Source organism: Streptomyces sp. 3N207, assembly GCF_052246355.1.
Classification (GTDB): Bacteria; Actinomycetota; Actinomycetes; order Streptomycetales; family Streptomycetaceae; genus Streptomyces.
Window position 1 is genome coordinate 1 of the sequence record NZ_JBQQBV010000018.1, and the last position, 12,702, is coordinate 12,702.

Sequence of the window (12,702 nt, forward strand, 5' to 3'; positions counted from 1 at the left end):
AGCAGCAATTGGAGGGGGCTCCTGAGCAGTTGTCGTTGCCGGTGGATCGGTCGCGTCCGCGGGTGGCGAGTTATCGCGGTGGTGTGGTGTCGTTCGGCGTTGATGCGGAGGTGCATGGGCGTTTGGCGAGGGTGGCCGCTGCTAGTGGGGTAAGCGTGTTCATGGTGCTTCATGCCTGCTTGGTGGCGTTGTTGTCCCGGTTGAATGCGGGTGAGGATGTTGTGGTCGGGAGTCCGATTGCGGGGCGGACCGACACTGTGCTGGAGGACTTGGCCGGGTTTTTCGTGAACACCTTGGTTTTGCGGGTGGATGCTTCGGGCGATCCCACTTTTCGTGAGCTGGTCGATCGGGTTCGTGAGGTCGATGTGGCGGCTTACGAGCATCAGGATGTGCCGTTCGAGCGTTTGGTGGAGGCGGTCAATCCGGTTCGGTCGTTGGCGCAGCATCCGTTGTTCCAGGTGGCGTTTGCTCTCAATAATGCGGAGGAGGAGCTCGATTTCGCGCTGCCGGGCACCACCGGGGGTCTGCGTCCCCTTGATTTCAGTCCGGCGAAGTTCGACCTGTCGTTCGTGTTCGACGAGTATCGGAGTGGTGCCGGGAGTCCGGCCAGCATGGAGCTCTCGCTGACGTATACCGAAGACCTCTTCGACCGTGAGACCGCGTATCGGCTCGGGAATTATCTGGTTCGCCTCCTGGGCCAACTGTCCGAAGACCCCGACCTGCGACTAAGCCGCGTCCAGCTCCTCGACCCCGCCGAAGAACACGAACTGCTGGCCGAGTGCAACGCCACCCACCGGCCCGACATCACCCCCGCACCGCTGCCGGACCTCTTCCAGGAGCAGGCGAGCCGGTCACCCCACGCCACCGCACTCGAACACGCAGGCACCCGCCTCACCTACTCCGAACTCAACACCCACGCCAACCAACTCGCGCACCACCTCATAAGGCTGGGCGTGGGTCCGGAGCGGGTCGTAGCACTGGTGCTGCCCCGCTCGGTGGACATGGTGGGCGCGGTGCTGGCCGTGTTGAAGGCCGGGGGCGCCTACCTGCCGATCGACCCCGCATACCCGGCCGACCGGATCCGGTTCATCCTGGAGGACGCGCAACCCGCCGTCGTCATAGGCGCGGACACCAGCGCTGATCAGGTGGTGCCCGAGGGGACTCCGGCCCTCCTCCTGGACGACGCAGAGCTCCGGCGCCAACTCGCTGTCACCAACAGCGACGATCTGACCGATACCGACCGACGCGCCCTGTTGAGGCCGGAGTCGCCTGCCTACGTGATTTACACCTCCGGTTCCACCGGCACTCCCAAAGGCGTCGTGGTTCCGCACGCCGCGGTGGCCAACCTCGCCGAGGTGCAGCGGGAGCGGCTCGATGCCGGTGCCGGAAGTCGAGTGCTGCAATTGGCATCGCCCGGTTTCGACGTGATGGTGATGGAGCTGCTCATGGCTCTCATGACCGGAGGCGCGCTCGTCGTGCCCGAGACGGGGAAGCTGATCGGCGCGGAGTTGGCCGCGGTCCTGGCTGAGGAGCGCATCAGCCACGCTGTTGTGTCCCCCACGGTGCTGTCGAGCGTTCCACGCCACGATTTCCCCGCGCTACGCGTCCTGATCACCGGAATCGAACCCTGCCCTGGCGAACTCGTGGACCGGTGGTCGGAAGGGCGGCTGATGGTGAACGCCTACGGGCCCACTGAGGCGACCGTCTACCTCACGATGACCGAAAAGCTTTCCGGCTCTGCGGTCCCGCCCATTGGCAGGCCGCTGTCGAATATGAACGTGTATGTATTGGACGGCCGGTTGGGTGTGGTTCCTCCGGGTGTGATGGGGGAGTTGTATGTGTCGGGTGTGGGTTTGGCTCGGGGGTATTGGGGTCGTGCTGGGTTGAGTGCGGAGCGGTTTGTGGCGGATCCGTTCGGTGCGGCGGGGTCGCGGATGTATCGGACCGGGGATTTGGTGCGGTGGAATAGGGACGGCGTTCTAGAATTCGTGGGGCGTGCTGATGATCAGGTGAAGGTGCGAGGTTTCCGCATCGAGCCTTCGGAGATCGAGAATGCGTTGACCGCGCATGCGGGGGTGTCCGAGGCAGCGGTGGTGGTGCGCGATGACCTTCCTGGTGGGCGGGGTTTGGTGGCGTATGTGGTTTGTTCGGGTGTGGGGGAGGGTGAGGTTCGGGAGTTCGTACGTTCGCGGTTGCCGGAGTTCATGGTGCCGTCGGCCGTGGTGGAGCTGGACCGGCTTCCGGTGACGGTGAATGGGAAGTTGGATCGGGGGGCGTTGCCTGTTCCGGTGCTTTCGGGCGGTGGGGATTCTGGGGGGCGGGCGCCGGGGTCGTATGTGGAGGTGGTGTTGTGTGGTTTGTTTTCTGAGGTGTTGGGTGTTGAGGGTGTGGGTGTGGATGACGGGTTTTTTGATTTGGGTGGGCATTCGTTGTTGGCGACGCGTTTGGTGTCGCGGGTTCGTGGGGCGTTGGGGGTTGAGCTGGGTGTGAGTGCGGTGTTTGACGCGCCGTCGCCGGGGTTGTTGGCGGGGCGTGTGGTGGGTGCGCGTGGGGCGCGGGGTGGTTTGGTGCCGGTGGTGCGGCCTGAGCGGTTGCCGTTGTCGTTTGCGCAGCTTCGGCTGTGGTTTCTGTATCGATTGGAGGGGGCTTCGGCGACGTACAACATTCCGTTGGTGGTGGGTTTGGAGGGTGAGGTGGATGAGGGTGCGCTGGGCGCGGCGTTGGGTGATGTGGTGGCTCGGCATGAAAATTTGCGGACTGTTTTTGCCGAATTTGACGGGGTGCCGTGCCAGAGGGTGATGCCGTCGGATGAGCTGGAGGATGTGCGGCCGGGCCTGACCGTCTCCCGCGTTGAGACTGGCGAGGTGGAAGAGGTGGTCGCCGGGTTGGTGCGGCACCGGTTTGAGCTGAGCGGGGAGTTGCCGGTCCGGGCCGGATTGTTGGTCGTGTCCGAGACCGAGCGGGTGTTGGTGTTGGTGGTGCACCATATTGCCGCTGACGGATGGTCCTTGCGGCCGTTGTGGCGGGACCTTTGCGACGCCTACAGCGCACGTTGCGGCGGGGTTGCGCCGGATTGGGCGCCGCTACCGGTGCAGTACGCGGACTACACGCTGTGGCAGCACGAATATCTCGGCAGCGAGGAAGACCCGGACAGTCTGATTTCGCGGCAGCTTGCCTACTGGCAGCGGGAATTGGACGGTGCTCCGGAACAATTGCCGCTGCCCACCGACCGACCACGTCCGGCGGTTGCCTCGCACAGGGGGGACACGCTGGTCGTCGAGTGGCCTTCCGAGCTCTGCGCACGTCTGCGTCAGATGGCCAAGTCCGGCGACGCAAGCTTGTTCATGGTGTTGCACGCCGGATTGGTGGCTCTGCTTACGCGGCTCAACGCGGGAGAGGACGCCGGTGAGGACGTGGTGATCGGTTCCGTCGTCGCAGGCCGCACCGACGAGGCGTTGGACGATCTCGTCGGGTTCTTCGTGAACTCCCTCGTCCTCCGGGTCGATTCCTCCGGCGACCCCACGTTCCGCCAACTCGTCCGGCGCGTCCGCGACACCGACCTGAGGGCTTACGACAACCAGGACGTTCCGTTCGAACAGCTCGTCGACGTGCTGAACCCGACCCGCACCCTCGCGCACCACCCGCTGTTCCAGGTGATGCTCACGCTGCAGGACGCGCTGGACACCGAGTTGAGCCTGCCGAACACATACGGCCGACTGATGCCGGCCAGCGTCGGCGCTTCCCGGGTCGACCTGCTGATCAGTGTCGGCGAATGCACGCACTCGGAGGGGATCTCGCTGACCGTCGAGTACAACACCGACATCTTCGAACGCCCCACCGTGGAAGACCTCATGGCCCGGTTCCGCAGCCTGCTGGAGACGGCGGTCGACGACCCGGATCGCAGCATCGGCAGCATCGGCCTGGTGGATGCCAGCGAGCGGTACCGGCTGTTGACCTCCTGGAACGACACGGCGCTGCCGCTGCCGCCGTCGCCGGTGCTGCCGGACCTGTTCGAACAGCAGGTGGCGGGCACTCCGGACGCCGTTGCGCTCGTGTTCGAAGGCACCGAGGTGACCTACCGTGACCTGAATGCTCGCGCGAACCAGCTCGCGCACCACCTCATAGAGCTGGGCGTGGGGCCGGAGCGGGTCGTGGCACTGGCGCTGCCCCGCTCGGTGGACATGGTGGTCGCGGTCCTGGCCGTGTTGAAGGCCGGCGGCGCCTATTTGCCGATCGACCTGGCATATCCGGCCGACCGGATCGAGTTCATGCTCGCCGACGCCGAGCCTGCGGTCGTGATGACGACCTCGGCGGGGCTGTCCGAGCTGCCGAGCACCGATGCCACCACCCTGCTGGTCGACGATCCGGCGAGCCGGCAAGGCCAGTCGTCGGCGTCGTCCGCCAACGTCACGGACGCCGAGCGGACGGCTGTGCTGACGTCGCAGCATCCGGCCTACGTCATCTACACCTCCGGTTCGACGGGTGTGCCCAAGGGCGTCGTCGGACTGCACGCCGGACTTGCGAACCGCTGGAAGTGGTTCAGCAGTCGGTACCCGCAGTGGCAGTCCTCGACGGTCCTCGCTCGCAGCTCGCTGAGCTTCCTGGACAGCGCTACCGAAGTGCTGGGCACCTTGCTGTACGGAGGGAAGGTCGTACTGGCGGGGGACGACGCCCTGCGAGACCCCGCCGGTCTGGTGCGGTTGGTCTCGGAGTACGAGGTGGAGCGGGTGACCGTGGTCCCGAGCCTGCTCCGACTGCTGCTGGACGACGCCTGGTCCAGGTCCCTGTCGTCGGTGCGCTGCTGGGTGACCAGCGGTGAGGCCCTGCCCGGCGCTCTCGCCGAGCGCCACCGCGACGTCCTGCCGGACTCGCTGTTGCTCAACTTGTACGGCTCCTCCGAGGCCAGCGCGGACAGCCTGTTCTGGGAAGCCGAGGACGGCCCGGTCAGGGTCGGTCGTCCGGTCGCCAACACGCGGGTTTATGTGCTGGATGGCCGGTTGGGTGTGGTTCCTCCGGGTGTCGTGGGGGAGTTGTATGTGGCGGGTGTGGGTTTGGCTCGGGGGTATTGGGGTCGTGCTGGGTTGAGTGCGGAGCGGTTTGTGGCGGATCCGTTCGGTGTGGCGGGTTCGCGGATGTATCGGACCGGGGATTTGGTGCGGTGGAATCGGGACGGCGTGCTGGAGTTTGTGGGGCGCGCTGATGATCAGGTGAAGGTGCGAGGTTTCCGCATCGAGCCAGCGGAGATCGAGAACGCGTTGACCGGGCATGCGGGGGTGTCCGAGGCAGCGGTGGTGGTGCGCGAGGACCAGCCGGGCGACCGGCGTGTAGTTGCTTATGTCGTGTCGGCTTCGGACGCCGAGCTGGATGCCGGCCGACTGCGGGAATTCGTACGTACGCGGTTGCCGGAGTTCATGGTGCCGTCGGCCGTGGTGGAGCTGGACCGCCTACCGATGACGGCGAGCGGGAAACTGAACCGGAAAGCACTCCCCAAACCGGACTTCACAAAATCCGTCACCGAGCGCGGCCCTCGGACACCACTCGAAGCCCGACTGTGCGAGCTGTTCGGTCAGGTACTCGACATCACGGCCGTCGGCGTGGGCGACAACTTCTTCGACCTGGGTGGCGACAGCATTTCTTCCGTAAAGCTTGTCAACCGGGCTCAGGCGGCCGGGCTGACGATCACGGTGCGAGACGTGTTCCAGTACAAATCCGTTGCCGCGTTGGCCGAGACAGCCGAGTTGCAGGACCCGCCTGTGGCCGTGGCAACGGAAGCGCGAGCGCCGTCGGCCGACCTCACCGCGGAGCAACTCGCCCGGGTGCGGGCCGAGTACGCGCGGTACGGCGGAGCCGACGAGGTCCTGCCGGTCACCCCGCTGCAGGAAGGTCTGCTGTTCCACGCGCTGTACGACGCGCGCCACCTCGACGACTACGTGCTCCAGCTGTCTCTGGAACTGGTCGGGCCGATGGACCATGGGGCGCTGCGGGACGCGGCGGAAGCCCTGCTGGAGCGCCACTCGAACCTCCGCGCCGGCTTCTGGTTCGACGGCGTCGACCGGCCGGTCCAGATCGTTCCCGGCTCCACGACGCTGCCCTGGCGGGAAGTCGACCTCCGGCACCTCGGTGACGACGAGCAGCGGGCCGAGGCGGCACGGCTGCTGGCCGCGGAGCGGTCACAGCGGTTCGACCCGGCCCGGCCCCCGTTGCTGCGGTTCGTGCTGTTCCGGCTCGGCGAAGAGACCCACCTCCTGGCGCTGACGCACCACCACCTGCTGCTGGACGGGTGGTCGACGCCGGTGCTGCTCCGCGATCTGTTCCACATCTACGAACACAACGGCGCGGACGGGCTACCGCAGCCCACTCCGTATCGGGAGTTCCTGGCGTGGCAAGCCGCACAGGACCGGCAGCGGGCCGCAGCCGCATGGCAACAGATGCTGCAGGGCTTGCCGGCGCCGACCCGTATCGCACCGAAAGCGGAGGTCGTCCAGGCGCAGTGCCGACGCCACCGGGTTTCCCGTGAACTGCCGCCGGAGCTGACCGAGCCCCTGGAAGCTCTTGCGCGGGAGCGCGGCTGGACGCTGAACACGCTGGTACGTGGCGCGTGGGCGTTGCTACTGGGCCGGCTGACCGGCAGCGACGACGTGGTCTTCGGCGCGACCGTCGCCGGACGCCCACCCGAGGTGGCGGGGATCGAGGACATGGTCGGTCTGTTCATCAACACCCTGCCGGTCCGTGTCCGTCTCAGCCCCGACGAGCCCGTTTCGGACCTGCTGTCCAAGGTGCAGGAAGATCAGTTGCGGATGGCACCGTTCGAGCACGTAGGGCTCAACGACATCCAGCGGATGACCGGCCACAGTGCACTGTTCGACAGTCTGGTGCTGTTCGAGAACTTCCCGGTCGACCGGGAAACGCTCGAAGAGGCAGGCGGCGGACTGCGGGTTCGCGACGCCCACAGCCACGCCGGCACGCACTACCCGCTCAGCCTCGTCGTCGTGCAGGGGGAGCGGCTGCAACTGCATCTGGACCATCGGTCGGACGTCTTCGACCAGCCGGCCGCCGAGACCATGCTCGACAGGCTGCAGACACTGCTGCGGATGGTGGTCGAAATGCCGGATCGGACGGTGGAGACCGTCGATGCGGTTACCGCCGCCGAACAGGAACAGCTGCTGGGGGAGTGGAGCGGCGCCCCGGTCGCCTTGCCGTCATCGTCGGTGCCCGCCTTGTTCGAGGCCCAGGCCCGCAGGTCCCCGAAAGGCGAGGCGGTGGTCTCCGGCGAGGAGCGGCTGACCTACGCGGAGTTGAACGCACGCGCGAATCGGCTCGCCCGCTATCTCATGGGCCGCGGGGCGGGACCGGAGCGAGTCGTCGCCTTGGCGATACCGCGCTCGGCGGAGATGGTGGTCGCATTGCTCGCCACACTGAAGACAGGTGGCGCATACCTGCCGATCGATCCGGCACACCCCGCGGAACGCATCGCTCACGTGCTCGACGCCGCCGATCCCCTCCTCGTGCTCACCACGACCGCCACCGCCCCGCGCCTCGGCACCTCCCGGCCGCAGGTCTTGCTGGACGAAGGTGCGGTCCGCGAGGCGGTCGACCGGCTCCCCGCAACCGACCTCACCAACGAGATTCTCCCCGTCGAACCGCATCCGTCGCACCCCGCGTACCTGATCTACACGTCCGGCTCCACCGGCAGGCCCAAGGGCGTGGCGGTGCCCGAGTCCGCCCTGCGAAACCTGCTGCTCGCGGTGGGCGAGGCCGTACGGCTCGACGCCTCCGACTGCTGGCTGGCCGTCACGACGCTCGCCTTCGACATTGCCGTGCTGGAACTGCTCGGCCCGCTGCTGGCGGGCGGCACCGTCGTGGTCGCCGACGAGGAGGCGATGCGCGATCCCGCGCTGCTGACCGGGTTGGTCGAGCAGGAGCGAATCTCGATCGTGCAGGCGACGCCCTCGCTGTGGCAGGTACTGATCGGGTCCTGCGGCGCGGAGGCCAGGGAACTGACGATGCTCTCCGGCGGCGAACCGCTGCCCGCGGACCTCGCCGCCGAGATGCGCGCACGGGGCGGCCGGGTCGTGAACCTGTACGGCCCGACCGAGACGACCGTCTGGTCGACGCTGGCCTGGTGCGACACTACGCGACCACCATCGATCGGCCGACCCATCGCCAACACGCAGCTGCGCGTGCTGGACCGATGGCTGCGACCGACCCCGCCGGGCGTGATCGGGGAGCTGTACGTGAGCGGCGCGGGACTGGCACGCGGGTACTGGCAGCGCCCGGGGCCGACCGCGGAACGCTTCGTGGCCGACCCGCTCGGCCCGGCCGGTTCGCGGATGTACCGGACGGGGGATCTCGTGCGGTGGAATCCCGGCGGCGAACTGGAATATGTGGCGCGGGCCGACGACCAGCTGAAGGTGCACGGATTCCGCATCGAGCCGGGCGACATCGAGAACACCCTCTCGCAACACCCCGCAGTCGCACGGGCCGCGGTGGTCGTCCGCGAGGACCGGCCCGGCGACAAACGGCTGGCCGCCTACGTGGTGCCCGAACCGGGCGCGGAGGTTGACGCCGACGATGTCCGGCGGTTCGCACGAGAGCGCCTGCCCGCCTACATGGTGCCCGCTGCCGTCGTGACCTTGGACGCCTTGCCGGTCACGGCGAACGGGAAGCTGGACAGCAAGAGCCTCCCGGCGCCCGAGTTCACGCGCGGGGCCGGGACGAGGGTGCCGCGCACCCGAACCGAAGAGGTACTGTGCGAGCTGTTCGGCCAGGCCCTGGGCGTCGAGCAGGTCGGCGTCGACGAGAGCTTCTTCGAGCTCGGCGGGCACTCCTTGCTGGCTACTCGCCTGGTGACCTCCATCCGGAGCGTTTTCGGCGTGCAACTGGGCGTGGGAGCGCTCTTCTCGGCACCGACCGTGGCCGAGCTGAGCCGTCGGCTGGATTCGCAAGAGGCCGGCAACGGCCTGGACGCTCTCCTCCCACTGCGCACGACCGGAAGCAGCCGGCCACTGTTCTGCGTCCACCCGGCAGGCGGGATCAGCTGGCCGTACGCCGGGCTCCTGCCGCACCTCGGCCCGGAGCAGCCGGTCTACGGGTTGCAGGCTCCTGATCTTTCCGACGACCGTTCCGCGCCCATCTGCGTCGAGGAGATGGCGTCCGACTACCTGGCACGTATCCGGGCTGTGCAGCCGACCGGCCCGTATCGGCTGCTCGGTTGGTCGTTCGGCGGCATCGTGGCGCACGCCATCGCGACGGCGATGGAGGAAGAAGGCGATGAGGTCGAACTTCTCGCGGTGCTCGACGCGTTCCCGCAGCCCACCGGCCAACGGGAACTACCGGCCGCAGCACCCCGCGACGTCCGCGACATGTTCATCGACGTCCTCGGTGCCGCACCCGGCGGGCCGAGCGGGTTTGCCCTCGACGACGAGATCCTCGACCGCCTCTGCCGCAGCCACGAGCGCCACGGCCGAGCCCTCGGAGAGCACCGGCCCGGTCGCTTCCACGGCGACCTGCTGCTGTTCATCGCGACCGGTGAACCGGGGAGCGGCGGCAGCGGACCGTGGCGCACATCGAGGGCGTGGCAGCCGTTCGTCGACGGACGGATCGAGGTGCACGAGGTCGACAGCGGGCATGACCAGCTAATGCTGCCCAAGGCGCTTTCCCGCATCGCGCCGGTGGTGGCCGACCGCCTCGACCGACTGCCCGGCACCGGGGGACGAGCACAGTGACGGAGGAACGCGACGGCTTGCGCGTCACGGTGAAGCCAACGGTCTGCATCGGCGCCGGACAGTGCGTGCTCGTCGCGCCCGAGGTGTTCGACCAGGACGACGACGGGGTGGCGCGCCTGGTCGACGAAGCCCCGGCACACCAACTGCATCCGGACGTCCGGCTGGCCGCTGCCCGATGCCCGGTCGAAGCCATCCGCGTGGTTGAGACCTGAACATGCCATCCCTGCCCACACCTATGGCAGCTTGTGGCCGCAGGGCTTGTCGCTCGATCGGAAGGGAAATAGCGTCGAGCCGCCTCGTCCGCCCATGGTGGAGGAGGTCCGGAAGGGGGATGCCAGTCGGCGGAAGCCTTGCTCACGGGGGCGAGCCGCAGGCGTGCGGGCACGACGAGAACCGCGCCCGTCGATCGGACGTCGCGCATTTCGACAGATCACCGGGAGGCATTGATGAGCAGCTCGACGAACCCCTTCGACGATGAGAACGGCAGCTTCCTCGTCCTGGTCAACGACGAGAACCAGCACTCTTTGTGGCCGTCGTTCGTCGATGTGCCTGCCGGTTGGCAGGTGGCGCACCCCGAAGACACCCGGCAGGTCTGCCTGGAATACATCGAGACACACTGGACCGACCTTCGGCCCCGGAGCCTGGTCGAGAAGATGGAGCCGAAGTAGGCAGCGCGACGGGTTCGTTCGTCGCCCGAGCATTCGGGCGGAAATCCGTGGCAGCTTGCTGCCGCACGCCTGTGAGCTGTATCGGAACAGTCCCCACGGCACGCCCGTCCAGTTCCCCGCCGCCGCACCCCTTCAGCCCGGTCAGCCCCGCGAGCAGCGCGTTGCGGGGCTGAAGGACGTCGGTCACCAGGCGTGCGGCTCTCATTGTCCGGGCTCGGCGCGGGGAATGGCGCCCGCCGCGAGGAGCGCGGCGGGCGCCATTACCGTAGCCGGGCCTCTCTGCCACGGGCCGGGGACCGGCGACGGGGAGGGAGCCTCTCGACGGCAGAGAGCCTTGCGGAGCCGTGCTTGCTCAGCGCCAGGTGATGCGGTCCGCCTTGGGCGGCGCGATGGGCTTCTCGGGGGAGGAGTGGTTCTTGAGGTAGCTGGTGAACGCGTCCAGGTCACGTGTGACGGACTGCCGGTCGGTGCCCTCCTTCAGCACGCTGAAGCCGTTGCCGCCTTGGGAGAGGAAGTCGTTGACCGTCACCCGGTAGCTGCGCGACTCGTCCACCGGCTTGCCGTTCACCCGCACGGTGTCCGCCGGCAGCCGGTCGGCACCCGTGCGCGACTTGTCGACGTCGAACCGCAGCTCGTCGGAGATCTGCAACACCTGCGGATAGCCCTCGTTCGCCCCGGAGAACTGCTGCCGAAGCACAGCAAGCAGTTGTTTCCCGGAGAGCGTCATCGTCACCAGCGGATTGTCGAACGGCTGCACCTGGAAGGCTTCGCCGTACGTCACCACACCGTCGCCCTCCTTGCCGGAGGCGCGGTAGGCGAGGTCGGAGCGCACCCCGCCCCAGTTGAGCAGCGCCAGCTCGGCGCCCGCTTCGCGGTTGGCCGCCACCTGGGCGTCGGTGAGCAGATCGCCGAGCGGGGTCTCCGGATCCGGCGCGCCCCGGCCGGGGATGTCGTCGGAGATATAGCCGACCGGTTCGTTCGCCATGTCGGCCGAGCGGGCGCGCCACTTCTCGATGACGCGGTCCACCTTCGGCTGCTTGGGCGTGTCGGTGGTGACGATATGGCCTTCGGCGCGGGCCGAGGAGCGCACCAGGTCGCCGGTCTGCCGGTCGATGTCGAAGCGCAGGTCGGTGAAGGTGCGGCCGAACGACGCCGACTGCGTGACCAGCCGCGGCTGCCCCGCCGGATCCTTGACGCTGCATTCGTAGGGCTCGTGCGAGTGCCCCGTCACGAACAGATCCACCTTCGGCGACGTCTTTTCGGCGATCCCCTGGATGCGCCCGTCGAGCCGGCCAGGGGCACCGTCCTTGCCGCAGGTGGCGTCGTACGTCTTGGCGGGCGGCTGGGCACCCTCGTGCACGAGCGTCACCACCGCCTTGACGCCCTTGCGGTCCAGTTCGTCGGCGTACCTGTCGATGGTCTCGACCTCGTCCTCGAAGACCAGGTCCTCGGTCATCGAGGCGCTCACGACCGAGGGGGTGTCCTTGGTGGTCAGCCCGATGAAACCGAGGCGCTCACCGCTCGGCAACTTCTTGATCCAGTACGGCGGCAGGATCGGCTTCCGTGCGGACGCCGCTTTGTGAGCCGTACGTGGCAGTACGTTCGCCGCGAGGTAGGGGAAGTCGGCGCCGTCGTAGGGCTGGTCGGGGTCGGCGCAGCCGTCCTTCGGGTGGCAGCCGCCCGCGTCCATCCGGCGCAGCTCGTCCGGCCCCTCGTCGAACTCGTGGTTGCCGACCGAGGCGACGTCCAGTCCCAGTGTCTCCAGCGCATCGACGGTCGGCTCGTCGTGGAACGCGGCCGACAGCAGCGGACTGCCGCCGATCATGTCGCCCGCGGCGACGGTCAGCGACTCCGCGCCTTTCGCGCTCTCCCGGGCCCGGTCCAGCAGGGTGGCGAGCCGTGAGACCCCGCCGGATTGCACCTGTTCCGGCTCGCCGCCCGGCCCGTTGCGGTGGACGGCCCCGGCGGGGCCCGGCACGGCATCCAGGTTGCCGTGCAGATCGTTGACGGCGAGGAGCTGGACGGGCGTCGTCCCTCCCCGCCGGGCCCTGGACGGGCCGTCGGCGGCGGCCGACAGGGTGGGTACCAGCAGAAGGACCGTGCTCGCCCCGGCCAGGGCGAGACGGCGGCGAGCGCTGCGGCTGCGCAGGCGAGCGCTGCGGCTGCGCAGGCGGGCGCGTGGGCGCGGTGGTGCTCCGTGCACGGGGTGCCTTTCACGAGTGCGGACAGTGACGGGTGGTGGGGCTCAGGCCCCACCACCCGTCACTGATCAAAGCGCCCGCACCACCCGGGCATCCGCCGGATCGCCC

General features: G+C 68.1%; 4 protein-coding genes. 3 read left to right on the top strand and 1 reads right to left on the bottom strand.

The annotated features are described in order from the left end of the window. Nucleotides 1–8: 8 nt before the first annotated feature. From ACTWP9_RS25335 to ACTWP9_RS25345, 3 genes are all read left to right on the top strand, one after another. The gene (locus ACTWP9_RS25335; protein ID WP_443248578.1) at nt 9–9,725 is read left to right on the top strand and encodes an amino acid adenylation domain-containing protein; all 9,717 of its coding nucleotides are present in this window, start codon (nt 9–11) and stop codon (nt 9,723–9,725) included. 17 nt (nt 9,726–9,742) lie between these two features. Continuing rightward, on the top strand, nt 9,743–9,937 hold the full coding sequence (locus ACTWP9_RS25340; protein ID WP_443248707.1) for a ferredoxin: 195 nt from the start codon (nt 9,743–9,745) through the stop codon (nt 9,935–9,937). Between the two features lie 234 nt (nt 9,938–10,171). Next, nucleotides 10,172–10,393 carry an MbtH family protein gene (locus ACTWP9_RS25345; RefSeq protein WP_443248579.1) on the top strand — a complete coding sequence of 74 codons (222 nt, stop codon included), beginning with the start codon at nt 10,172–10,174 and terminating at the stop codon, nt 10,391–10,393. Between the two features lie 352 nt (nt 10,394–10,745). On the opposite strand, the gene ACTWP9_RS25350 is transcribed toward ACTWP9_RS25345, so the two are convergent. Further along, on the bottom strand, nt 10,746–12,596 hold the full coding sequence (locus ACTWP9_RS25350; RefSeq protein ID WP_443248580.1) for a bifunctional metallophosphatase/5'-nucleotidase: 1,851 nt from the start codon (nt 12,594–12,596) through the stop codon (nt 10,746–10,748). Between the last annotated feature and the right edge of the window lie 106 nt (nt 12,597–12,702).

Excerpts from the sequence above, each read along its gene's own strand:
- ACTWP9_RS25345 (WP_443248579.1), top strand. The coding sequence starts at position 10,172 with ATGAGCAGCTCGACGAACCCCTTCGACGATGAGAACGGCAGCTTCCTC.